The 24,911-nt window shown below is 42.6% G+C and carries 17 protein-coding genes and 1 pseudogene; 9 read left to right on the forward strand and 9 right to left on the reverse strand.

The genetic code is table 11. The features are described from left to right. Positions 1-45 precede the first annotated feature (45 nt). Positions 46-219: pseudogene (locus tag RMY64_RS26685) on the reverse strand (IS701 family transposase); the annotation flags it as partial. 311 nt (positions 220-530) lie between these two features. Then, entirely contained in the window at positions 531-2,999 is a 2,469-nt protein-coding gene (locus RMY64_RS26690; RefSeq protein WP_322701584.1) for a HEAT repeat domain-containing protein, read from the reverse strand. Between the two features lie 451 nt (positions 3,000-3,450). On the opposite strand from RMY64_RS26690, the gene RMY64_RS26695 reads away from it, so the two are divergent. Continuing rightward, complete coding sequence (locus RMY64_RS26695; RefSeq protein WP_322701585.1) at positions 3,451-4,221, forward strand: biotin/lipoate A/B protein ligase family protein; 771 nt, start codon at positions 3,451-3,453, stop codon at positions 4,219-4,221. A gap of 335 nt (positions 4,222-4,556) precedes the next feature. On the opposite strand, the gene RMY64_RS26700 is transcribed toward RMY64_RS26695, so the two are convergent. Further along, positions 4,557-6,059 (reverse strand): acyl--CoA ligase, encoded by a 1,503-nt coding sequence (locus RMY64_RS26700; protein ID WP_322701586.1) that lies wholly within the window; start codon positions 6,057-6,059, stop codon positions 4,557-4,559. A 340-nt stretch (positions 6,060-6,399) separates the two neighbouring features. Here RMY64_RS26700 and RMY64_RS26705 point away from each other — a divergent pair, with 340 nt between their 5' ends. From RMY64_RS26705 to RMY64_RS26725, 5 genes are all read left to right on the forward strand, one after another. Beyond that, positions 6,400-7,467 (forward strand): glycosyltransferase family 4 protein, encoded by a 1,068-nt coding sequence (locus RMY64_RS26705; RefSeq protein WP_322701587.1) that lies wholly within the window; start codon positions 6,400-6,402, stop codon positions 7,465-7,467. Positions 7,468-7,690: 223 nt separating this feature from the next. Further along, positions 7,691-8,461: a WecB/TagA/CpsF family glycosyltransferase gene (locus RMY64_RS26710; protein WP_322689745.1), complete on the forward strand. Its 771-nt coding sequence runs from the start codon at positions 7,691-7,693 to the stop codon at positions 8,459-8,461. A gap of 123 nt (positions 8,462-8,584) precedes the next feature. After that, the gene (locus tag RMY64_RS26715) at positions 8,585-10,429 is read left to right on the forward strand and encodes a tetratricopeptide repeat protein (RefSeq protein WP_322701588.1); all 1,845 of its coding nucleotides are present in this window, start codon (positions 8,585-8,587) and stop codon (positions 10,427-10,429) included. Positions 10,430-10,912: 483 nt separating this feature from the next. Beyond that, positions 10,913-11,692, forward strand: coding sequence for a class II aldolase/adducin family protein (locus RMY64_RS26720; RefSeq protein WP_322672528.1), 780 nt, complete (start codon positions 10,913-10,915; stop codon positions 11,690-11,692). Positions 11,693-12,057: 365 nt separating this feature from the next. Further along, a complete protein-coding gene (locus RMY64_RS26725; protein WP_322689742.1) occupies positions 12,058-13,158 on the forward strand; it encodes an LLM class flavin-dependent oxidoreductase in 1,101 nt (366 codons plus the stop codon). A 104-nt stretch (positions 13,159-13,262) separates the two neighbouring features. On the opposite strand, the gene RMY64_RS26730 is transcribed toward RMY64_RS26725, so the two are convergent. Then, entirely contained in the window at positions 13,263-14,615 is a 1,353-nt protein-coding gene (locus tag RMY64_RS26730) for an N-acetylmuramoyl-L-alanine amidase (protein WP_322701589.1), read from the reverse strand. A gap of 200 nt (positions 14,616-14,815) precedes the next feature. Here RMY64_RS26730 and dnaG point away from each other — a divergent pair, with 200 nt between their 5' ends. Continuing rightward, on the forward strand, positions 14,816-16,771 hold the full coding sequence (gene dnaG, locus RMY64_RS26735) for a DNA primase (protein WP_322701590.1): 1,956 nt from the start codon (positions 14,816-14,818) through the stop codon (positions 16,769-16,771). A gap of 65 nt (positions 16,772-16,836) precedes the next feature. Here dnaG and RMY64_RS26740 read toward each other — a convergent pair whose 3' ends face one another. After that, positions 16,837-17,568 (reverse strand): MBL fold metallo-hydrolase, encoded by a 732-nt coding sequence (locus RMY64_RS26740; RefSeq protein ID WP_322672524.1) that lies wholly within the window; start codon positions 17,566-17,568, stop codon positions 16,837-16,839. Positions 17,569-17,761: 193 nt separating this feature from the next. Between RMY64_RS26740 and RMY64_RS26745 the strand changes: the two genes are divergently transcribed. Further along, on the forward strand, positions 17,762-19,285 hold the full coding sequence (locus RMY64_RS26745) for a site-2 protease family protein (protein ID WP_322701609.1): 1,524 nt from the start codon (positions 17,762-17,764) through the stop codon (positions 19,283-19,285). Positions 19,286-19,319: 34 nt separating this feature from the next. On the opposite strand, the gene RMY64_RS26750 is transcribed toward RMY64_RS26745, so the two are convergent. From RMY64_RS26750 to RMY64_RS26760, 3 genes are all read right to left on the reverse strand, one after another. Continuing rightward, positions 19,320-20,576 (reverse strand): FAD-dependent hydroxylase, encoded by a 1,257-nt coding sequence (locus RMY64_RS26750; protein WP_322701591.1) that lies wholly within the window; start codon positions 20,574-20,576, stop codon positions 19,320-19,322. 197 nt (positions 20,577-20,773) lie between these two features. Beyond that, positions 20,774-21,652: a peptidoglycan recognition family protein gene (locus RMY64_RS26755; RefSeq protein WP_322683183.1), complete on the reverse strand. Its 879-nt coding sequence runs from the start codon at positions 21,650-21,652 to the stop codon at positions 20,774-20,776. 295 nt (positions 21,653-21,947) lie between these two features. Beyond that, positions 21,948-22,946, reverse strand: coding sequence for a leucine-rich repeat domain-containing protein (locus RMY64_RS26760; RefSeq protein ID WP_322701592.1), 999 nt, complete (start codon positions 22,944-22,946; stop codon positions 21,948-21,950). A gap of 240 nt (positions 22,947-23,186) precedes the next feature. Between RMY64_RS26760 and RMY64_RS36915 the strand changes: the two genes are divergently transcribed. Continuing rightward, entirely contained in the window at positions 23,187-23,423 is a 237-nt protein-coding gene (locus RMY64_RS36915) for a hypothetical protein (RefSeq protein ID WP_416212162.1), read from the forward strand. A gap of 247 nt (positions 23,424-23,670) precedes the next feature. On the opposite strand, the gene RMY64_RS26765 is transcribed toward RMY64_RS36915, so the two are convergent. Next, a complete protein-coding gene (locus tag RMY64_RS26765) occupies positions 23,671-24,300 on the reverse strand; it encodes a DUF4126 domain-containing protein (protein WP_322683185.1) in 630 nt (209 codons plus the stop codon). Positions 24,301-24,911: the final 611 nt, after the last annotated feature.

The following is a 24,911-nucleotide window of genomic DNA, read 5'->3' on the forward strand; positions in this document are numbered from 1 at the left end:
ATGGACATTGCACAGTAGATGACCTCAATTCATCCCTCTATTATGCAACGCCTTTCTTTTTATTGGTGAAATTATCCCTAAGTGTAAATATTTGAAGCATTCATAATTTCTTACTTCTTTGAACAGGTCTTTATACTCTGCACAATATTCATCTACGATCGCAACTGTTGGCTGGGCATCTCTTGCCAAATGTTTTAGGATTTGTAATTCTACATCCATTGCCCTGCTTACCTTCCAGAGTTTTTTCTTTTAATCCTTTTATTCAGAATACTCGGAAAGTGACAGAAGAGGGATATCAAGGCATTGTTTCCAGTTATCTTTGCATTAGGTGGTGAAACAGCAACGGCAGAAATTGCCCGTGCAATTGTGGATGTAGCGCGATGGTGGAGATAATTTAACGGGATTTACAATGCCCCTACCCAATAGCCATTCAAATGAGAATTGCTATAAAGAATAAACAATAAATTTCAGTTGAATGTACATCACTACCCAGAAAGAGGAATTTAGCTATGCTTACATCAATACATCGCTCATGGTATTACTTGCACAGTACTAACTGCTGTGACTGAAGGTGTAAACCCAGCCAGTTTACCCAACTTCTGGGGTACAAAGTCGGTTTCTTTGCTACCTTGAACCTCAGATAAGTAGCAATCTCGCACCGCCAACAACAAGCCTTTGATAGCATCTGGTGTGCCTGTTTTGACTAAATCATCTGCCTTTTTGAAAAAATGCGATCGCCATTTGCCATCGTTATTGCCATACAATTCTATTAAATACCAACCTGCAAGATACTCAGCTAAAGGATCGAGACAAAAACGAATTCTATCTTTGGCAGAACCGATAGTTTGAATCAGGTGCAAACGTTTTTCCAGATAATTGAGGTGTGCTTCCGGGTCATCAATACCCAAAGCTGCTAATGCAGCAATAGCATTTACACGCTTGGCGGTTCCTGGTTGATAACTTTGCTGCAAGCATTCCCAGGCGATGGTTTTGGTAATTTGATGAACAGTGCGGTCATCGAATTGTTCGTCTGTAACATCACGATTGAGTTCATTGATATAACCCAGCATCAAATTAGGAATATTCTCTGGCAACGCAGAAATATTAGATGTTACGTCTTTACTGGCGATTAACTGTTCAGCATAAAGTTTAGCTAGCAAAACAGTGATATTATTTTGACCGACCATCAGAGAAAGACGGTTACAAGCGTCAAAAAATTCCTGGTCAGTAAAGCGATCGCGTTTACCTCGCTGCATGAGATAAGCTTCCATAAAGGACGATAGTTTATTAGCCTCAATCCGCAAGGGTTTAATTATCGTCTTATTAACCCGCCCCAGCTTTTCCTCAAGTCGGGAAGTAATCACCAATGCATTCACCGGAAACTCTGGCGACTCCGGCTCAATTGCTTCTCGTGTAGTGGCATTCATTTCTGAGAATCGGTCTACAATCACTAGAATGCGTTTCTTTCTTAACAAACGTAACAGTAATTCTTGACAAATCGGCTCTGGTTCATCAATTAAAGCTTGCAACTGTCCTCTGATGGCTTCTAAAAGCGGCGACTTACCTTCAGTTACCCGAAATTCTTCTTCTAACAGCACAGGTAACATCAAATGTTTGCAGAGTTGTTGGTCTTCATCTTCAGCCATTGCCCAGCCAGCGATTCGACACGCTAAACTGGTTTTACCTACACCCCCTTCCCCACCAATTACTAGACAACTACGTTGTTTCTCGAAAGTTGAGCGCAAATTCTCATTCATCAGTTGGGGAACTGTTGTACCATCCAGAACAACGGGAATGGGAATGTAACAGGCGCGACTGTTAACTGTATCCTTTTTGGGAAATTGTTCGCGGGCTGCTTTGATATATTTAGCTACCCACGCATCTAATACTCTGGGATGGTAATGAAACCAGCCAACAAATAGCACATATCGCAGAGGTACATTAACGCTGATAAATGGGAGAGAAAAATCTGTGTAGGGTTTGAGGGCGTTGTTAATTTTTAACAACCATAAAGGGGCTACCCGCAAGAAAATTAACCAAATAGAAGGCAATAAGATAAGGTAAGCGGCAATTCCCAAAAGTAATTTATGCTTAAATAGCGATTCTAGAACTCTATCAAAGAGGCGAGTTTCTTTTTCTGCTTTCAGGGCATTGAGAGGGCGACGTATCAGCCTAATGTCCGTCTCTGTGAATTTATCTTTGTATTTTTGTATAGTTGCCAATACCTGCTCAAAGTCTGAGATGACTTTCTGTAACTTGGAGGTAGGTAAAGCATTTGCTTTGTCCTGAAAGCCTGCCGCTATTCCTCCTAAACCTTTGATAGCACCTAAACGCACATAAAATTGGTTATCATTCAACAGGGCAATTAAATTCGGGACAGAAGATACTGCTTCTGTACCCATTGCACCCAAAGCGTAGGCAGAATTGTAACGTACAGTGGGGTTCTTATCTTTTAAGGCAGCAGTTAATACTGGGACAGCTACTTTCGCTTCTACACCAATTTTTCTGAGTGCAGAAGGAACATAAATGCGAACGAATTGCTCCTTGTCTTGTAATGCCGCCATCAACGATGGAACTGCTGCTTTGGCTGCTGTACCAATATTTCCTAAAGCTAAGGTGGCGTACAGGCGGACTTGTCCATCTTCATCCTGCAATGCTGCACTTAAGGCTGGAACTGCTGGTGCTGCTTCTGCACCCAAATCTCCTAAAACTGAAGCGGCGTGCCAACGAAGATTAATATCCTGATTTTTCAAAGCTTCAATCAGAGACGGTACTGCTGGGGAACCGATATTAACTAATGCATCTGCTGCAAGGCTTCTGATGTGGGCATCGTTATCTATCAGCTTCTCAATCAGAGGAGCAATTTTGCTGTCAATAGTGATTTGCGCCCAACTATTGCTTGTGCATAGTAGGAACAGTGTCAGGCATAAGACAACCACCTTGAGCGCACTAAGTAATACTTGTCTGGTATGCTTTGTCATTGAATCGGATTGAATCACCCGATGAACAACTCCAGTCAGAGAAACTATACCTAAGATTGTAATCTAACTGTCAATGTGGGTTAGCGATGTCTACGACGGGCTATGACGCTCGCAGACTCGCTATCGGCGTCGCACTGGTTTACCCCCGCTTTCAACCTTTGGCTTCAACGAAAAGTCAGCACGGGAGATTATAAAGCCTTACCAAATCAACCACTCTTGTAATGGTCACAAAATTACTGACTGGGAAAAATTTGAAAAATTTGTCGAGGTTAATGGGGATAAAACTCAAGTAGAGATGGCTATTGTTTGCATAAATCCTGGAAGATTAAAAATCTAAAATTGAATACAGTTTTGTCTTTAATAAACATTTTGATGAAATTCATAAACAGATTTTTCCTGATAATCTGAAACAAAAGTATTATTAAATACTGATATTAGGATGTCAATATATTTCCACAGTCCCAAACAGATGAAACAACTAGTAACCGAATCACCATCCACCTGGCGTTTTATCCCAATGCTTCAGACATCAGGAGGAGTACAAATGGCGATCGATGCTTGGTTGTTCAACCAATGTGAAAAGGGACAGCACCCGCCTACCTTGCGTTTTTATACCTGGTGTCCTTATGCTCTTTCTTTGGGACATCTGCAAAAACAATGGCCTGCCCAATGGCATAATCTGATTTATCAGGGACAGCCACTCGATCTAGTTCGTCGGCCAACGGGTGGTAGGGCTGTTCTCCACCAAGGAAACTTGACCTACTCTGTGATTACCTCAGCTAGTACTGGAAAAAGCTGGGGTACTTATGAAAAAATCTGTAACTTTTTAATCCAAGGCTGGCAAACCTTGGGTATTGAGTTAAGTTATGGTTCTGCTGGACGGGGTTACATTCATAATCCCAGTTGTTTCAACACAGCAACAGCAGCTGACTTAGTTACTGCCGATGGAAGTAAATTTATTGGTAGTGCCCAACGCAAGGGGAAAAATACCATTCTTCAACACGGCTCGATGATTTTATCTACAGACAAAGGTTTATTTCAGCAAATCTTTGAACAACCGGCTCCGTGGAATACCTCACTTTGCAATACACAGGACGAGGATAACTGGATTGCAAAGATTGTGGAGACATTGACAGAGACGGCAAGACAATACTTTGGTATAGAACTAGTTACCCAACCATTTACCGATCTCGAATGGGAAGATATCCTCAAATTGCGATCGCTGTATGAAGTGCGTTAGCGTAGCTCACCGTAAGTCTCGCCTGTTGCAAAACTTGAGATTATGTAATAAATACGTATAATACCAAAGTTTTTTGGAAGTAAAATCGCTGTACAGTGTAGTTTTGCAGTGTAAATAAAAAGTTGACATTTCAATTTACATCATTTGCTGTAAAAGCGATCGTTTCATTCGTTGCCACACCAGAACAGCGTAACTTCAGTATCACTCAGAAGGATCTGACTGTTCAATCTCTGTTTTTGTAGATTGCATAGACGTTTGTGATTTTGACGATTAGTCTATTGAGAGCGTGTTCGCTGTGGGTGTGCCAGATCGTTTAGTAAACTACCGTTATCTCCCTATTCCCCTATATTCAGCAATTTCGCCATCGCTAACCGTTGCAGTTTACCGGTAGCACCACGAGGTAGTTGCTCTAAAATGTGAATTTGCCTGGGAACTTTGAAGTCTGCCAGCATAGTTGCACAGTGAGCTAAAAGTTCTTTTTCGCTAGCTTCTGCTTTTAGAACAACAGCTGCGTGGATATCTTCTCCTAAAGATTTGTGGGGGACGGCAAAGGCTAAGGCTTCGGCGACGGCGGGATGGCGTAGCAAGACATCATCCACTTCTAAAGGAGAAATTTTTTCCCCACCCCGGTTAATCAATTCTTTAATCCGTCCAGTCAAGCGGAGGTAGCCATCTGCATCAACTGCACCCTGATCCCCTGTACGGAACCAACCATTCACAAAAGCAGTGGCGTTAGCTTCTGGATTGTTTTCGTAGCCATCTATAACGTTGGGTGCTTTTACCACCACCTCGCCCAAGCTTCCCTTAGATAACAGGTTGCCTTCAGAGTCCATAATGCCGACTTCTACGCCAAAGCCATAACCTACAGTACCTGGTTTTCTGACTTTTGGCGGTAGGGGATTGGTGGTCATTAAGTGAGATGCTTCAGTCATGCTGTAAGATTCCACCACAGGAGCATTCAGAGTTGCCTCTAACTGTTCAATGATAATCGGCGGCAAAGAAGCGCTACTAGAGCGAATGAAACGAAAACGGTTCGTTTTGACAATTTCTGGGTTGCGGCTAGCGCGCGCCAAAATTGTCTGGTGCATAGTTGGCGCTGCGGAGTACCAGGTGGGTTTGTAGGTATCTACCAGTTTCCAAAACTCCAAGGCATTGAAACCATTGGGACAAACTAATGTACCACCCGAAGCCAGAGTTGCCAGCAAACAGCCCACCAATCCGTGAACATGGAACAAGGGCATTAGGCATATTGTAGTATCAGCTGCTGTGAGTGAGTAAGCACTAATCAGATTGCCGGCTGAAGCAATTAAGTTGCGATGACGAATCGGCACACGCTTGGGACGACTGGTAGTGCCGCTAGTGTGGAGAATCATCGCTATATCATCAGCGTTGGGGGCTGTGGGATTCGCGGATTCTGCTGGTTGTGAACCTGTTTTGACTGATTCAAAGCTTAATGTGCCGTCAGTATTTATCTTGGCATTAATCACCATCATATCAGGTGTGACACTAGCAATGGCTGCTTCTGACCCTTCAGACAACGTAATCAGTGCTTTTGCTTGGGTATCTTGGTAGTAAAAGGCAAATTCTTCTTGTTTGTATTTGGGATTTAAGGGTGCAGCAGTGCCACATAAGGCAGCAGCCAAAAAGGTAATTGCCATTGGTGAACCGTTAGTCATGGCAATGGCAATGCGTTCTCCCCGTTTCAATCCAAAGCTGTTGAGTTGAGATACCAGTGCAATAACATTCTCGCGCAATTGCTTATAGGTTAGCGATCGCCCATCAGGTGTAACTAGGGCTGGATGATTGTCTTCTCCTACTAAAAGCTCAAATAAATTCATTGGTTTTTCCAACCTGTAAATATATGATTTAGCTTAAACAAAAAATTGTTACTTAGCTTTGAGTTATGAGAGAGTGCTAGAATGCTGTTATTAACAACAATGTTTTAAACATCCTCATAACAATTTCTCTGACAGATTTTTGTTATGGAGATCATCCTGTAAAATCATAAAAGTATACATTGAATAAATTTGTGGCTCTGCGCTCAAACAGATAGAGTTATTACGATTAATTCTCAAAATGCTTTGGGAGTACGCCCTTGGATATAAACTAGAATAAATTCATTCAATAGTTTATATAAATATCTGTGTACTCAATTTTCAAAATATATTAATAGCAATTATGAGTCCCATAAAAATTACTATGTTGGGCGAAAGCTTGGAGCGCCAAGGTGGAATAGTTTCTGTGGAAAAGCTCATTCTTGAAGAAACTACTTCTGATATTCAAATTAAACACATTACAACTTTACCAAATGGTTCTACTGTCTATAAAGTGTTAGTGTTTTTGCAAGCAATAGGTGAGTTATTTTGGAACTTATTAAACCAAAGAGCTGACCTAATTCACATCCATGTTTCAGATAGAGGTAGCGCTTTTCGTCATTCAATCACTACTCTGATTGGTTGGCTATTTCAAAAGCCAGTAATTATTCATACTCATAGTGCTGATTTTCATTTGTTTTACTCAAAACTACCCCAATGGCTTAAGCAGTGGCTAAGTTGGTCGTTTTGTAAATGTACGCGTTTCATCGTTTTATCAGATAGCTGGAAAAAATTCTACATTGAGAATCTTGGCTTGAAATCAGAACAAGTTATTGTTCTGCCTAACCCGGTAAAAATTCCCGCACAAATACCACAGCGAAGAGATTCCAAACAAATATTTTTCTTATTTTTAGGGCGCATTGGTGAGCGCAAAGGTACTTTTGATTTAATTAAAGCATTTGCTTCTATGCCTGTTGCTCAACAAAGCCAAGCTAAGTTAGTTATAGCCGGGGATGGAGATGTAGAACAAGCTCGTAGTTTGCTCCCAACTCTAAATCTTACTGACTACATCACTATTCTTGATTGGGTAGATCGAGAAAAACGCGACGATCTTTTCACTAAAGCTGATGTCTTTGTGTTACCTTCCTACAACGAAGGTTTGCCTATGGCACTATTAGAAGCAATGAGTTGGGGTTTGGCAGTTATCACTACTGGAGTGGGAGGAATACCCGAAATAGTTACTCAAAATCAGAATGGTTTATTAGTTGATCCGGGGGATATTCAACAATTGTCAGAGGCAATGCAATCTTTAATTGCAGACGAAAATCTGAGAATATCTTTGGGAAATAATGCACGAGTCAGAGTTAAAGACTTGGACATCAACAAATATCTTACATCTTTAAGAGGTATTTATACAGCAGTTATCAATTGATAACCATCTTGATGAAAGTAGGTTTAAGTTACTTACCCTATGTATTAAACACCAAATTCAAAAACGACGTAATTTATTCTGTATGCAAGGATAATAGATGTTATCAAGGAAGGAATTTAATTTAAAATTATGAAAATTTAAGGTAGCGATAAAGGTATTATTATTTTATTGTTCTGATTCTTCTAAACTTGGTATACTGGCTAATAAGTGAGGGAATGCAGAAATGAAAACTTTTCCGGAAGTTAAATTGCTTGATACAAGATTTCATAAAGTTCAAGTACAAGAATTAGTTGATTATTTAATAGAAGCAGCAAAAAATAAAAAAAAGACAGTTGTAGGACATGTGAATATCAGAGCAATGAATTTCGCTTATGAAAAGTCTTGGTATCGAGATTTTTTGAATAAAGCTGATTTAGTATTTTGTGACGGATTTGGTGTAATGGTAGGAGCTAGATTCAATGGTTATTCAATGCAATCTGCACATCGAATGACAGCACCAGATTACATAGAAGATTTAGCATTCAAGTGCGAGCAAGAAAACCTTTCTTTATTTTTGTTAGCTGGAAAACCTGGCGTAGTAGATAAGGCAATTACTAAGTTAGGATTGATTGCGCCTAATTTACGCGTACAAGGACATCATGGTTATTTTGATAAATCAGGAAAAGAGAATGATTTGGTAATAGAAAAAATTAATAAATTCCAACCAGATATTTTATATATTGGTTTTGGTATGCCATTACAGGAACGCTGGATTTTAGATAACTTCAATAAAATTGAAACTACTGTATTTTTACCTTTAGGTGCTTGTCTAGATTTTTATACTGACTCTATATATCGCGGCCCGCGTTGGCTGACTGATAATGGTCTGGAGTGGTTAACACGCTTAATTACTGAACCTACTCGTTTAGCAGACCGTTATATTGTAGGCATTCCATTATTTTTTTATCGCGTAGTTAAAAAGCGAATCACTCAAGGAATGATAACAAATCGCTAAATAAATTTTTCTAAATTTTGCATTTGTTATAACCATGACTGCCCAAAAGTGGCTAATTCTTTCCCCTACCTGTGCAGCCAAGACTAGAATTAGAATTGATGTGACATTCTTCTAGTAGCCAAAGTGCCAGACTCTCTGCCATTAAGCGATCGCTATCTTGCCTTAATCGATGAAATTGTCGAAACCACCCTCAAGGGCAAAATTAGCTCTGTAGAACAGGTGTATCAAATGCTGCTTAAAGGAATCTCTTCCGGTACAGGGGAAGTCTTTGAGCTAGCTTTGAGCGATCGCCTGAATTCCCTCCAAAGCCAAGTAGATAACGAAAAAGACGAACTTAAGAAAGCCAAGGCGACTCGCTCTTTGAGAGCCATTAAGACCATTCAAAGTCAATGGCAACGCTGGCAAGAGCAAAACAAAGCAACAGAAGCGATCGCCTCCGCAGTTACAGAAATCACCACAGCCACCGCTGCCGAGCGTCTAGCGACATTTATCCGAGTTACTGACCCCAATCAGAAGTATCCGCTAAATTTACAACAGTTACAGCAGTTGTCCAAGGCATTGCAGCAATTTGCCCAGGCAGATGCTGATTTACAACAATTTTCCGAAGGGATTACCCGTGGTTTAGCTTCTTGGCAGCGATTGCAAGACAACTTGCTCAGTTGGATGTACGAGCAAAAAGAATCTCTGGGGTTTGGCGGTGTACCGGGAGAACGCGGCCCTTGGGCAAGTTGGGCAAAACAACTCAATAGTGAGTTACCCCAAGCACTGCTTCGCACTTTAGCTAGGGAAGAATCCGCAATTGAGTTTGCCGAACGACAGCGTGGTATTACCCTCAGAGATTGGGTGGAAATGGCATTAATTTTACAGTTCTTGCAACGGGGACTAATTAGCTGGTTTGACCAACAAGCTTACGATATTAAGGCTGGGCCAAAGTTGTCCATTTCCACTTTTTTGACCTTTGCGGTGATTTGGAGTCAATTAGCAAGTGGTTTTAGGAGCATTGGGACAATATACAGCGATGCCTGTTCTCAAATCATGCTCCAGATTTTGCGAACCTTTGCCCAGCGTCCGTATTTTCCCTTTTACGGCGGGATTTTTGCCTCTTTTACTGGCACTTATTTACGAGATGCCCTAGATTATTTAGATGAACCACTGCGACGAGGCGAGGGAACCCAAGAAAAAGCGCGGATTTTGACACTTTTAGGTTATTCTCAGCGTGCTTTAGGACAATACCAGCGCTCAATTGATTTTCATCAGCAAGCGTTAGAGATAGCCAGAAATGCAGGCGATCGCACCTGTGAAATTGCCAATCTCAACCACCTCAGCCGTACCTACGTACAACAGCAAGATTATGCTGAAGCAATTAATTACAGTCAACGAGCATTAATACTGAGTCGGCAAGCAGGCGATCGCACAGGAGAAGCAAACGCGCTGGTAAATTTGGGTTACAGCGAAGTCATGCAAGCTCAGGAATTGGAAAACTTAGAACCCGAAACCTATGAAGCCGCAATTAATTATTTGGAACAAGGTTTAAAATTATCAGAAAAATTAGGCGATCTGCAAAGTAAAGCCTTATGTGTCAGCAGCTTAGGAATTGCCTATTTAGTAATCGGAGAACACCAAACTGCAATTAAATATCTTGAAGATGGTTTTAAAACAGCGCAAGTTTCCGGTGATTTGTATCTCCAAGGGCGGAACTTAGTTTATTTAGCAGAAGCTTATTATCACCTGCAAAATTCTGAAAAAACTGTTTACACAGGTTGCTTGGGAATGTATCTTTTAGAGCAAATTGCTTCTAATGAGTGGCGTCAAGCAGCAGGGTTACTGACAATTTTACAAGGACAAATCGGGGCAGAAGCTTTCCAAAAGTTCTTACAACAACATCGCCCGAAAATTATTGCGGTTATCGGTGTAGATGGTTACGATCACATTCCGCAATTGTTAGAAGAATATAAAGGAGATATGTGAGAACCGAAAAAACCAGGCGATCGCTCGCTCCACAGCTTAACAAATCACAACAGTCTCCTCAAGTATATTTTCTAGCATAACTCTATATTTAGCTTGCTTATTTAAATGAACTGTGGTAATTTCATTGTAGTTAAAACTACTGTAATTCGATCGGTTTGCAGTAGTTTGCTACACTACTCTAGTTAATAAATTTGTTGTCAATAGGTAGTTGAAAAGCTGGTATCAGTAAATTAGTAACGTATTTACGGTTATTAGCCAAAAGTTATTTGTAGCATTGTCCACTGGACATGATTAAACAATACGTCTTTGCAGCGATAAAAACTGCGTAGTTTACCGCCGTAGGCATCGCCCACCGAGCCATAATTCTTTATTGTTATCGCTAGTTTAATGGTGAAGCGATCTCTATCGACAAACCTTGAGGCTTTCAGCAGCAGTGAGGCAACGCTGTAGGTCTACCCAATCCATACGTAGGAGTTGAAAATTATGGTGCAAACTTCTCTCGTCCGCCCCAGCAATCCCTTTCAGCCACCGACTTTCGTTTCCATTGAATCAGAGCGTCGCCATCGCCAAGAACGCTTGGCAGCAGCTTTTCGGGTATTTGCGCGTTTGGGTTTTGCTCAAGGATTGGCAGGACATATCACTGCCCGAGATCCCGAACTTACCGATCATTTTTGGGTAAATCCCTTTGGGATACATTTCAGTCGCATTCGCGTATCAGACCTGATATTGGTAAATAGTGAAGGTCAGGTAGTCCAAGGTGAAGGCAAAGTTAGTCAAGCAGCATTTGCCATTCACTCTCAAATCCACGAAGCCCGCCCCGATGTCATCGCAGCGGCTCATGCTCATTCTTTCTATGGCAAAACTTGGTCATCTTTGGGTCGGTTGCTCGATCCGATTACCCAAGATTCCTGTGCTTTTTACCAAGATCATGCTCTATTTGATGATTTTACAGGCATTGTCTTAGAAACAAGCGAAGGAAAACGCATTGCCCAGGCACTAGGAACGAGCAAAGCGGCGATTTTACGCAACCACGGAATATTGACCGTGGGACACAGTGTGGATGAAGCCGCTTGGTGGTATATCAGGTTAGAGGATACTGCTAAGGCGCAATTGCTAGCAGAAGCTGTAGGAAAACCCATCCTGATTGACCACGACATCGCCTTAAAGATCCAACAACGCGGTGGTACTCACCAAGCAGGCTGGGGTGGATTCCAGTATTTATGGGATGAAATTACCCACGACCAACCAGACTTATTGGATTAGGGAATAGGGATTGGGGATAGGGCATTGGTCGAATGGTACTAAGAAAACCCTAAAGGCTTGTTTCGTCTTGTTCCCAGCCTAGAGGCTTGAGAATGTATTTAAAGTGGGCTTCTGCCTCTTGTCAAGCTACTGGAGGCTCCGCCTCCTAGAATGGGTTCCCAGCTTAGAGGCTCTTAACCAGTCAGAACGAGACTTATTGGATTAGGTATTGGCCAAACAGGGTATGGAGAAGAGACAAAGGAGACAAGAAAAAAGGGGGACACAAGGGAGAGATTTTCAATAATTCCTCCTTGTCTCCCTTGTCCCCCTTGTCCCCCTTGTCTCCCTTATCCCCCTGCTCCCCAACATTTTTAGGAGAATTAATTATGCCAATTGAATTTATTGGATTGATTCGGACAAAACGGACTTCGGAATTAAATAGTGCATCAGGTGGTCTGGGCGATGACATCATCGATCCAGCTTATGTTCGTGAATTTGCCAAAGCCCATGAAGAAGGAGGCTTTGACAAAGTATTGATTGGCTATAGTTCTAGTAGCCCGGATGGTTTGACTGTTGCTAGTTTCGCAGCTTCAGCAACCGAGCGATTGGGCTTTTTAATTGCTCATCGTCCGGGTTTTGTGGCACCAACTCTGGCAGCTCGCAAGGCAGCTACCCTTGACCATTTTACCAACGGTCGGATCGCAATACATATTATTACCGGTGGCAGTGATGCTGACCAGCAAAGAGATGGTGACTGGCTAGATCATGACAGCCGTTACCGTCGCACCGATGAATATTTAGAAATTGTTCGTCGTGTCTGGACAAGCGACACTCCCTTTGATTACGAAGGTGAATTCTACCGCATCAAGGATGCTTTCTCTGCGATCAAGCCGCTGCAAAAGCCCTACATCCCGCTTTACTTTGGTGGTGCATCTGGGCCAGCCGTACAGGTAGGAGCCAAACACAGTAATGTCTATGCCTTGTGGGGTGAGCCAATTGCCGCAGTTAAAGAACGAATTGCAGAGGTGCGTGCTGCCTTACCACTCGATCGCTCCATTCGCTTCAGTGTCTCTCTGCGACCGATTCTTGGTGCTACAGAACAACAGGCTTGGGAAAAAGCACATAGTATTTTAGCGCGAATTCAAGAGTTACGAGGAGGCGCAAAATTAGCTACCCCAGCTAGACCACAGGCGGTAGGATCGCAACGTCTGCTAGATTTTGCCGCCAAAAATGAGATTTATGATAAGCGTCTATGGACACCGATCGCCGCAGCTACTGGTGCGGCAGGTAACACTACTGCTCTAGTGGGTACACCAGAACAAGTCGCAGAGGCTTTGGTTGATTATTACGATGCAGGTGTGACTACCTTATTGATTCGGGGCTTCGATCCTTTAGAGGATGCGATCGCTTATGGGCGTGATGTTATACCTTTAGTACGTGCAGAAGTCGCACGACGAGAACGGCAAACAGTTGGAGTCAGCAGTTAATACCCCGGTAAACAAAGATAAACTAGGCTAAAGCCCTCTTGCTTCTTGCTTTATTCCAACTACAAATTTTGACGCAGACCTACTTGGAATAATTTACTCAATACTCAAAGAAGTCCTGCTGATTCATATAATCGTTTAAGCATTGCTGAAATTTTTGTACCATAATCTAAATCTGCTGACCATCGCCCTGATAGCTGATCGATTAATGGCGCAATCCCGCGTGTGACAAAACGAAATCTGGGATCTACTACTTCCTGTACCAAAGGTTCTAAACTAGCGTAAGCTTTCAAATGTTGAACGTGCGCCCTAACTCCAATTCTCGCACTTGGGAAAGACGCAGCCTCCGAACCGCCACCGATCGCACCTAAGCCTGCAAAGTTATTTTGCTCAGGTTTAATATCACCACCAAACCGTAAAAATCCCGTTTCTACACACATTTGGCAAAAGGCAATATCATAGTTCACTCCCTCTATACCTGCTTCTTCCCGATAAAGTTTGGGGATGTCAGGAAACTTTGTTATAGCATTTTCATTATTATTTCTTAAAAATAATTGTAACTGTACTTCGGAAGTATTACCGTTCGACATTACCCGCGAAAATTGACCGGGGCAAACTACTAAATTCGAGCGCAAGCTAACAGTACGCGTCGCTGCATCCCAATTAACTGCAACATTAAAATCTCGCAGTTCGATTGCTTTGACATAAACTACTTTGTGATAGGTAATGCGATTGACATTAGCCGCTTTTGAAAGGTCAATTCGGAGAAGGTCTACTAAATCAATGGGGATGTAAGCATTCCCATTAACTAAAATTCCTTGCTCGGTGTAACTTTGTCCATTAATATTAATATTAATAGGTGGATAATTTACTTGGGCTGGAGTTCCGGGAGTGGGGTCAATTACACGACTCCAAGTCACCAATCCATCGACAATTCCCAAAGCAAAATCGCGGCGACGAGTTTGCAGCAAAGCCCGATCCTCTGGATTGCTGAGAAACCCCACTTGCATCAACAAAGCTGGCAGCGTTGTCTGGCGACAAAATGCTAAACTACCCAATCCACTATCTGTATCTGGCTTGACTCCCCGATTCGGTAATTGGGGTACGCGGCGCAACAATCCTACTAGTAACTGTTCAGCATTGCTCTTGCGATCGCTATTATTAGTGATGTAGAAAACGCTAGCCCCACGCACAGAAGGGCTGTTAGCCGCATTAGCTGCAATTTCTAGGGCGACATCACCCCGGCGGCCGCGGGAATTGATCCAAGAGATAGTTTGGGCGGCGCTTAAGTCATCAGGAACCGCTAAAATTTCCAAACTCCGCGCTCTCAGTTCCGTGACAATCAAATCCCGCAGCAAAATCATTTCTTTTGCTTCACTTGTACCACCTGCGATCGCACCTAGGTCTATTCCTCCCGCTTCTTTGCCTCCATGAGCTGCTGATATAAAAATACGCCCCATTTTCAGTATTTCCTCTGATAAAATTAAGTTTAAGCAATTGTATACATCATTCTTGGTCTAGCAACAAGAATATAATAGCGATCAGAAGTCATTTGTCCTTTGTCCTTTGTCCTTTTTTCAAAGTTAATGCCCAATGACCAATGACCAATGACCAATGACCAATGACCAATGACCAATGACTAATGACTAATGACTAATATATGCAAATCCCCCGCTTGCACCCAGACACAATTGAGGAAGTTAAACTACGGGCTGATATTGTAGATGTCGTCTCGGAATACGTAGTTTTACGCAAACGAGGAAAGGATTTTGTCGGTTTGTGCCCTTTCCATGATGAGAAATCTCCCAGTTTCACCGTTAGTCAAACCAAGCAAATGTATTATTGCTTTGGCTGTCAAGCTGGGGGAAATGCGATTAAGTTTGTCATGGAGTTGGGAAAGCGTTCTTTTGCTGATGTGGTGCTGGATTTAGCGCGGCGTTACCAAGTACCTATACAAACTCTCGAACCCGAACAACGTCAAGAATTACAGCGTCAACTATCTTTGCGCGAGCAGTTATATGAAGTTCTGGCTTCCTCAGCACAGTTTTATCAACACGCCTTGAGACAATCCCAAGGACAAAAAGCACTTGAATATTTGCAATCTAACCGCCAACTCAAAGAAGAAACTATACAGCAATTTGGTTTAGGTTATGCTCCCGCAGGATGGGAAACTCTTTATCGTTATTTAGTGGATGATAAACATTACCCAGTGCAAATACTGGAAAAAGCGGGATTGATTAAGCCACGCCGGGAAGGTGGTGGGTATTATGATGTATTTCGCGATCGCTTGATGATTCCCATCCGTGATGTCCAAGGACGCGTTATTGCCTTTGGTGGGAGAACTTTGACTGATGAACAGCCTAAATATCTGAATTCACCCGAAAGCGAACTTTTTAGTAAAGGTAAAACATTATTTGCCCTCGATCGAGCCAAAGATGGTATTTCTAAACTCGATCGAGCCGTGGTGGTGGAGGGATATTTTGATGCGATCGCTCTCCACGCCGCTGGTATTAATAACGCTGTTGCCTCACTCGGTACAGCTTTAAGCTTAGAACAAGTCCGGTTAATATTACGCTACACCGAATCGAAACAATTAATACTCAACTTTGATGCTGATAAAGCTGGAATCAATGCCGCAGAACGGGCGATTGGTGAAATTGCCGAACTCGCATACAAGGGCGAAGTTCAGCTAAAAATTCTCAATTTACCCGATGGCAAAGATGCTGATGAATACTTGCATAGTCACACTCCAGAAGATTATGGAGAACTGCTAAAAAATGCGCCACTTTGGCTAGACTGGCAGATTCAGCAAATTATTCAAGACCGAGACTTAAAACAGGCTACTGATTTTCAGCAAGTAACTCAGCAAATAGTCAAATTACTTAAAAATATTGCTAACAGCGATACACGCAACTATTACGTTTCTTACTGTGCAGAAATACTCAGTTTAGGAGATACCAGACTTATACCCTTAAGAGTCGAAAATCTGTTAACTCAAATTGCTCCGGCTGCGGCTACATATTCTAGGCCTGTGTCAGCGAAGAAAGCATGGGGAGGTGGCAAATCCTCACTGTCCATTCCCAACTCCTCACTCCCTACAGAACGCAGCCTTTTAGAACACGCAGAGGCATTATTATTGCGAATTTACTTGCATTGTCCCGAACAGCGTCAAATGATTGTTGACGAACTAGAGGAGCGAGATTTGCAATTTAGTCTTTCCCACCACCGATTTTTATGGCAACAGATTTTAGAAATTTCATCCGGTGATGGAGAGACGCAAAGTTTTTCGTCTCTACCAAATTTAATTTCCCGCCTTCAAGATCGGTTCTTAGAATTTGACAGCGAGATCGGGTTAATTTCCCATTTATTTCATGTGGATGAAAAAAACCAAAAAGAAATACTGCGGACTGGGCAAGTAGTTCAAGCTGCGATCGCTTGTATGGATTTAGTGATGCTTGAAAAACGCTATCGTCACTTTTTGGAACTATGGCAACAAACCGATCCAGAAGCGGAACCAGAGCGCTATGAATACTATTATCAGGCTTTCTACACTGAAAAAATCAAGCTTCAACAAATAGACCGACAACGCTTGTTTTCCATCACCGAGCTGTTATAGTCTTGCACTCACGCTCAACCTAAATATTGATTAGTAGGGGTGCAAGGCCTTGCGCCCCCCTACTTCTAAAATGGTTGTATCCCCAGCAAAGTTAGTAAATCCAGAGAGGCGAGGTGTTGATAAGCTCGATCTATAACTCGCTTACCTCTAAGAAATCCTGTATTAGCTCCAGGACAAATATACTGGAGAGTTTCTGGTGTAAAACGTTCTAACAATAATCGAAGACTCTGAATTTGCCTTGGCCAGTGAAAGGTTTTAGCTGTCCGTAATGGTACTGCTTGACCGTGCTGGTTAGGGAGTAAATGGCGACCAGAAAATAATATACCCCCAAGTTCGCTGTAGTAGAGACAAGATGAGCCGGGAGAATGCCCTGGTGTCCAAATCACTTGCATAGCTGCATCAAGAGTAAATTCTTGTCTAAAGGTAGTTACGGTTAAGCCTGGTAATAAATACGCTTCTTGCTCTTGAATCAGCACCTCGCAGCCAAAAGCTTGCTGAAATTCAGCAGTCTTGCCAATAGCACCGCGATGGGTGACAAATAACCAACGCACGCCTCCATGCGCTGCTAAAAAATCTTGATTTGTTTTTTCTAGTGCAGGGCAATCTATGAGGATATTGCCTTCATTTCTTACAATAAAATAAGAGGTTCCCCCTAATGTGTCCCGATTGGGTGGAAAGGCAAAAATGCTCTCTTGTGCGAAGTCCGATTGCAGAGAACCTCCGCTGAGAACTTCGTCAGGGAAGACAGCCCGTGGTGGCTTAGTTGTATGACTTGGCTGTTGAGGTAAAGGGCACATAATCAAAGAACCGAAACTGAGGAGTTGTGGACAATTTGATGACAGTGCGGAAATTCTCAAGAATTGCAACTTGAGCGTTAACCAGCACTGTTAACCGTTGTAAAAAAAATTGGGATTTGAGGTCTGCCTTGTAGTTAATGCTATGGTGCTGAAGCTACTGGTGGGGCGTTTTGTCAAAATTACTGAAGAGAACATGGCATTTTGGTTTCTGTTTATCCTCCTGCTGGGGCTTGCTACTTATCTAATGGTGCAGCGCAGCGTTGCTCGCATCACCCGCACACCAGTATGGTTGTTGTGGCTGGTTTTAATGACACCAGCATTTCTGTTGAGTGGATGGACGCTAATCTACGGAGCGAAACAACCTCCACCGCCAGGGCTGATCCTCTGGTCAGTATTTGTCTGCACAGTCTTGTACTGGGTGTTGTTTCAATGGGGGCGTCAAGTACCAACAGATACGCAGACAGACGAAGCCCAAACCCCAGCCTCAGAATCACAACCGACTATCCAGCCTATCCCAGAACCAATAGTGCGTCCCATTGAACCAGCCGAAGAAACTCAACTGCGAAATTGTTTTCCTTGGTCTGTATACTACGTTCAAAATATTGAGTATCGTCCACAATCTGTGATTTGCCGGGGTCAGTTGCGAACTAAAGCTAGCAACGCTTACCAGCAGATTAAAACTAATATTGAAGCACAATTTGGCGATCGCTTCTTGCTGATTTTTCAAGAAGGCTTCAATGGCAAACCTTTCTTTGTCCTAGTTCCCAACACTCAAGCTGCGAAACAGACAGATACACCACGACGCAACCAGGAACGATTAACTCGACCAGGATTAGCGCTGATGCTGCTAGTAGCTACTTTGATCACTACTACCTTGGTGGGAGTGCAAAATACTGGTGTTACTCTGCCGCCTATCTGGCAAATTGGATCTTTGTTCAAACTTCTATCTAACCCAGATGTCCTATTCAAGGGATTGCCTTATGCTTTAGGACTGATGGCTATTTTGGGCACTCACGAACTTGGGCATTATTTAACAGCTAAATTTTACAAGATTCGCTCGACGTTGCCTTACTTTATTCCCGTGCCTTTCTTCTTGGGAACTTTTGGCGCATTTATTCAGATGCGTAGTCCTATTCCCAACCGCAAAGCTTTATTTGATATTAGTATCGCTGGGCCAATTGCAGGTTTTGTTGTCACCTTGCCACTACTAATATGGGGTTTGGCTCATTCTGATATAGTTTCCCTGACTGAAAAAACCCGACTTTTAAATCCTGATGCTCTCAATCCTAAATATTCAATTTTACTGGCTATACTCTCGAAGTTAGCTTTGGGAAGTCAGTTAACAGCAACATCAGCCCTCGATTTGCATCCAGTTGCAGTAGCAGGTTTTTTAGGACTAGTTGTCACAGCGTTAAATTTAATGCCTGTGGGACAATTAGATGGAGGTCACATTGTCCATGCGATGTTTGGACAACGAACTGCGATCGTAATTGGTCAAATCGCTCGTGTGTTGTTGCTGTTACTTTCTTTAGTTCGGGAAGAATTTTTGGTGTGGGCGATTATCTTATTATTTATGCCGTTGATTGATGAACCTGCACTGAATGATGTCACTGAATTAGATAACAAACGTGACGTTTGGGGGTTACTGGCAATGGCTTTGTTGATTGTAATTATTTTGCCATTACCGCAAGCGATCGCTAACTTTTTGCAAATTTAAAAAGTAAACATATCAGCGATCGCATTCTCAAACTTTATCGTTTTGCTAATTCTGGAGTCCGCCCTTTTAAGCCAATCATCAATTTCAGCATAAATACTTTTAATATAGGTACTCGCTGCAAAAACCATAAACCCAGACGACGAACCACCACCACGGGGAAGAAATTATTAGAGAACATCCGATCTAACAAATCGGTGAAACCTAAAATTGTCAGATTCTCTAGCTTGCGCCAGCGTTCATAACCTTTGAGAATCTGAATATCGCCAATATCTTTACCCGCTTTGTGCGCTGCTTGAATTACTTGCGCCAAAGCTGCGGCATCCCGAATACCCAAATTTAAACCTTGTCCGCCGACGGGATGGCAATTGTGCGCCGCATCACCAATTAATGCCAGTCGCGGGAGAACATAGCGATCGCTTTGCATGAGTTGTACTTGAAAAACAAAGCGATCGCCAAGTAATTCCAGTTTCCCCATCCGATTGCCATAGCGGCGGCTGAGTTCTGCCAAAAATTGCTCGTCATTTAAAGCACACAAAGCTTTTGCTTCTTCATGGGGGGCTGTCCAGACAATGCGGCAACGGTTCCCCGGTAAAGGTAAAATCGCAAAGGGGCCGCTAGACCAAAATCTTTCGTAAGCGGTGTTATTGTGGGGTTTTTCTGGTTTGACAAAGGCGACAATGCAAGATTGCCAATATTTCCAGCCCGAAGTTTTGATTCCAGCTGCTTGCCGAATTGGCGATCGCGATCCATCTGCTGCTACAACTAATTTGCTGCGAACTGTCTTGAGGCGATCGGCAATTTTTATCTCGATGGCGACTATATTCTGCTGGTATTGCGTATTTACCACTTCCGCCGGACACAAATAAGTCACATTGGGGCAATCTTGGACGAAATCTTGCAACGGCTGCAACAAAGCTTGGTGTTCCGCTACATAACCCAACTCTGCTGTATTTATATCATCTGTGGTAAATTCGACCACATCGGGGTGATCGGCATCCGAAAGACGGACTCGGCAATACTTGGCGATTTGCGGCAACATTTTGTCCCAAACGCCAATTCCTTGATAAATTAGCGACGAAAGTTTGTGAACTGCATAAGCTTGTCCCTTGGCTACCGCCGCAGATGCTACTTTCGCCTCAATCAGCAAGACACTCAAGCCAGAATCTTTTAAAGCAGAGGCTAGAGTTAACCCAATAATCCCACCGCCGACAATTACCAGATCGTATTCATATCCCCGCTCATTTGGCGGTGTTAATTGAGGGGAAATTTGCTCAAGCTGCGTTGTGGTCATTGTTAAGTTAGATTACAGCGTCTTAACTCTTATTTTGACGCGATCGCGCCTTCTTGAGCAAGTTAACAATTCAAAATTAAATAGGACTTACGCACCCAAAAACCTGAAAACTTGATCCCCCCTAACCCCCCTTAAAAAGGGAGGGATATAAAAAGCCCCCTTTTTAAGGGGGTTGGGGGATCTCTTATTCATCTGAATTATTTGCTGACTCGATAGACTGGTCTAACCTGACGATAAGTATTAAGTAAGCTCAGAAATTTCTGACCATCAAAACTTATCGGGTCAACTTTTTTACCAGAACGGTCTACTAAATGGTGCGTAGTGATGCGATCGTCTGGAACTTGACTTTGAGCAATTAACCAAGCAAGAGAATGATATTGAGCTTCCGTGTAGCCGCTATGGGTTTGTTGGCTGCTACTGTCATAACTATCTGGCGGTGTTTCCAAAGAGACGTGATAAGCAAAATTATTCACAGACGCGGGTAAATTCGGATTAGTCTGTACAGTTTCCACTCCCTGCGAACCATCAAACACAGAGTTAGCTGCACCAAAAGCCCGCTTGTCTGGCGGTACTAGATAAACTACCGTTCCGTCTAACTTGATTAAAGCGTGGTAACTTGCTTGCACACCTTCATCGCTATGGGCTACTTGAAAGAAATTGATGGCGCTAGAAGCTGAATAACCAGTTTCATGGATGACGATAATTGGTTGATTGTTGAGAGGAACGCCGTTAACATCTTGGGCGTAACGTTCACCGTAGTTACTTGGATCGACTGAGACAACTTGATAATTAGGTCTGTACTGTGCAAAAGCTTGAGTGGTTATGTATCTTGCGACAGGCTGGTTAGTCTTGACTGGGGACTTGATAACATTTTGAAATTTCTTCTCTGGCTCTTTCGCTGATTGAAATTGCGCTTGGGGATATTTACTGAAAGCTGTAACCTGTGGATTGGCTGCACGGGAGGTTGTCGGATTGTTGTGTAATTTTGTTGCTCGTCCAATTAGCAGCACTACAATTAGAGTGGCGAACATCAGCCAGATTAGTAGCACCCTAGTCACCCAGTCTGTAAACTTCATTTTTCTAATACCCGTAAAACCGTAGATATTAATTTATAGCTAAACTGGCGTGTCAGTTGTAGAGGCGCACTTCTGTAAACCCCCTACCGCTTATAGTATCCAAATAATAATCGCTATAATACCTTAATTCTAGTCAAATATACCTTGATAATCCCTGCAATGGTACTGTTAAAAGCCATTTAATTTCAATGCCGTGGGTAGTGAATTCGTAAGTGTGAAAATCTTCATCGTGTAGCGCTCTTAATGATGTTTTACCCACATCCTCTTCACCAATGACTAGCAGTTTAGAAAGATATTATCCTTTGGCTTCTAACCTGGCTCGAAGATAGTTCAAAATTGCCTGCGTTCCCTGCTCAACAATTTCAGGCGGCGGCGAGCTTAGTTGTGGATTGTTCTTGAGGAATAGCCTTGTCAAGTTTGAGAGTTGACAGATTTCTAGCGGTAGGCTGCTGAGTTGATTGTTAGAGAGGTATAGCTCAGTCAAGTTTGAGAGTTGGCAGATTTCTGGCGGCAGACTGCTAAGTTGATTGTCAGAGAGGTCTAGCTCAAGCAAGTTTGAGAGTTGACTGAATTCTGTCGGCAGACTGCTGAGTTGATTGTTAGAGAGGTGTAGCTCAGTCAAGTTTGAGAGTTGGCAGATTTTTGGCGGCAGACTACTGAGTTGATTGTGATTTAGGACTAGCATTGTCAAGTTAGAGAGTTGGCTGAATTCTGACAGCAAACTACTGAGTTGATTGTTAGAAAGGTATAGCTCAGTCAATTTGGAGAGTTGGCTAAATTCTGGCGGCAGGTTGCTGAGTTGATTGTGATTGAGGGCTAGCGTTGTCAAGTTGGAGAGTTGGTTAAATTTTGGCGGCAGGTTGCTGAGTTGATTGTGATTTAGGGCTAGCGTTGTCAAGTTGGAGAGTTGGCTAAATTCTGGTGGCAGATTGCTGAGTTGATTGTGATTTAGGGCTAGCGTTGTCAAGTTGGAGAGTTGGCTGAATTCTGACGGCAGACTGCTGAGTTGATTGTTAAAGAGGGATAGCCATCTCAAGTTGGAAAGTTGGCAGATTTCTGGCGGCAGGCTCCTTAGTTGATTGTTATTGAGGTCTAGCGCTGTCAAATTGGAGAGTTGGCAGACTTCTGGCGGTAAGCTACTGAGTTGATTTTGATCGAGGGCTAGCGCTGTCAAGCTTGAAAGTTGGCTGATTTCTGGTGGCAGACTGCTGAGTTTCTTGTTATAGAGGGATAGCACCGTTGCTTTTTCCCTGGCAGCTCGTTCAATAATTTGCAACAGTTCTTCGTTTGTCACCTGCAAACCTCACCAACTTTGTAGCGATATTTACCAGATTAGTGTATCGCAGGTTATGGGGAGTGAGGCTAGATTAATGTGTTCTATCTGCGTAGAAAGGGCTGTAATATTTAAATTTGCAGGGTGCTTAGGATACAATACTTGTCGTAGGCGATCGCTTGGCAATAACATTTACTCCTTAACGGAGTTCAAAGACTCGTTAACGGAGCTAAAAGACTCGTTAACGGAGTTCAAAGACTCATTCACGGAGCTAAAAGACTCGTTAACGGAGCTAAAAGACTCGTTAACGGAGCTAAAAGACTCGTTAACGGAGCTAAAAGACTCGTTCACGAGTATAAAAGACTCGTTAACGGAGTTCAAAGACTCATTCACGAGTATAAAAGACTCGTTAACGGAGCTAAAAGACTCATTCACGAGTATAAAAGACTCGTTAACGGAGTTCAAAGACTCATTCACAAAGTTCAAAAGGTGTGCTAGCGCGAAAGCGGAACACATCCTACAACTACGATCGCTTTATAATTGCGATCCTAAATCATTCGTGAAAAATTAGATCCCCGACTTGTTCGAGAAGTCGGGGATGTGGACATCGCGCATTTTCACAACTCATTTAGGATTGATATAATTGCGATGTCTACGATGGTCACTGAGCTTGTCGTTCGCGGAGCGTCTCGTAGAGAAGTGCGGGCTATTCGGCGTCGCAGCTATAAAACAAATCCATAAGTACTTATCCCAATTCTCTTGATGGAGAAACGGTTTCGTTAATTTGAGAAGACGGTTTATTCAAGAAGAAACTCCAAATTCTTTGAATAGCTATTATTAGAAAACCAATCACGATCGTTCCTGCTACCACTGGTAAAGCTAGCGCCAGCACAGACAGTCCGATGGCGATGAGCAGCTCAATGGTTGACACAACAGGATTGGTTAATCCACCGGAAACGCCTGTAGAACTTATCCGCAATATATTCGTTAATCCCTGAGTTAATCCTGCGGTTCCACCACCAGCAACTAAAGCTAACGTCCATTGCGCCAGTGGATTCATCTCTGGAGCAACAGATGCTGTGACAATTGTCCCGGTGATAAATGCCGCAGGAGTGGCAACAACATCCAGCAGATGATCCAACCAAGGAATGTAATAACCGATAATTTCTAGCGAACAAGCGACTGCAAAAACAATTACAGCTTGAGGTGTTTCCACCCAATCAAAGTTAGTCGGTAAATCTAAATGTCCAAAAACTGAAGCCACACTCAATGCTAGCAGTGGTACAAATACTCGAAAGCCAGCCGCCGCGCTCAAACTAATCCCCAGTAATAATTCAATAAATGTATTTAGATTGAACAAAGAATTTAAATCCATAGTAAGACTCAAGTTATACTCCTAGTGTTTTTTCCATCTTTGAGCTGAACGGAGTAACAACTCTAAGCTGTGATCCCAAGATAAGAAACTTGGCAGAAATATTTCATCTGACTATATGTAGAATCAGTTAAATCCCACCTGTGTCAATACTGCGTAGGTTTTGCCTAAAAAATAACTCCAATGTAGGTTGCGTTTCGTTCCTCGGTAAATTACCCCCCTTAATCCCCCCTTATAAAGGCTACCGTGTATACACAAGTCGAGTTGGCAATCAAATCAACAAAAAACAACAGAAAATTTTTTTTAAAATCTTTGATTTTCCGTTAGGACTCTATCAATAAGCTGACACTATTGATAATCAGTTCGCTTAACTCAAAACCTTGCCTACCAAGGCTTGTATCTTACCAGGCAATGATTTTAGGACTTGTGTATACACCGTAGCCTTATAAAGGGGGGAAATAAGAAATCCAGTTCCCTCCCCTTTATAAGGGGAGGGTTAGGGTGGGGTAAAAGCTTGGTTAATAAGCTATTTCAGACTTGTATGTAAACCGTAGCCTTAGCAAGGGGAGAGGAGACAAAGCGTATCTTTGGTGGGGTTCTTCGGCTCTAATAAG

It is taken from the genome of Nostoc sp. DedQUE08 (genome assembly GCF_034530895.1).
GTDB lineage: Bacteria > Cyanobacteriota > Cyanobacteriia > Cyanobacteriales > Nostocaceae > Nostoc.

Coding starts and splice junctions, on each gene's coding strand:
- RMY64_RS26755 (WP_322683183.1), bottom strand. CDS start 21,652: ATGAAGTTTACAGACTGGGTGACTAGGGTGCTACTAATCTGGCTGATG.
- RMY64_RS26725 (WP_322689742.1), top strand. CDS start 12,058: ATGCCAATTGAATTTATTGGATTGATTCGGACAAAACGGACTTCGGAA.
- dnaG (WP_322701590.1), top strand. CDS start 14,816: ATGCAAATCCCCCGCTTGCACCCAGACACAATTGAGGAAGTTAAACTA.
- RMY64_RS26720 (WP_322672528.1), top strand. CDS start 10,913: ATGGTGCAAACTTCTCTCGTCCGCCCCAGCAATCCCTTTCAGCCACCG.
- RMY64_RS26740 (WP_322672524.1), bottom strand. CDS start 17,568: ATGTGCCCTTTACCTCAACAGCCAAGTCATACAACTAAGCCACCACGG.
- RMY64_RS26750 (WP_322701591.1), bottom strand. CDS start 20,576: ATGACCACAACGCAGCTTGAGCAAATTTCCCCTCAATTAACACCGCCA.
- RMY64_RS26730 (WP_322701589.1), bottom strand. CDS start 14,615: ATGGGGCGTATTTTTATATCAGCAGCTCATGGAGGCAAAGAAGCGGGA.
- RMY64_RS26695 (WP_322701585.1), top strand. CDS start 3,451: ATGAAACAACTAGTAACCGAATCACCATCCACCTGGCGTTTTATCCCA.
- RMY64_RS26710 (WP_322689745.1), top strand. CDS start 7,691: ATGAAAACTTTTCCGGAAGTTAAATTGCTTGATACAAGATTTCATAAA.
- RMY64_RS26700 (WP_322701586.1), bottom strand. CDS start 6,059: ATGAATTTATTTGAGCTTTTAGTAGGAGAAGACAATCATCCAGCCCTA.
- RMY64_RS26765 (WP_322683185.1), bottom strand. CDS start 24,300: ATGGATTTAAATTCTTTGTTCAATCTAAATACATTTATTGAATTATTA.
- RMY64_RS26705 (WP_322701587.1), top strand. CDS start 6,400: ATGAGTCCCATAAAAATTACTATGTTGGGCGAAAGCTTGGAGCGCCAA.
- RMY64_RS26745 (WP_322701609.1), top strand. CDS start 17,762: ATGGCATTTTGGTTTCTGTTTATCCTCCTGCTGGGGCTTGCTACTTAT.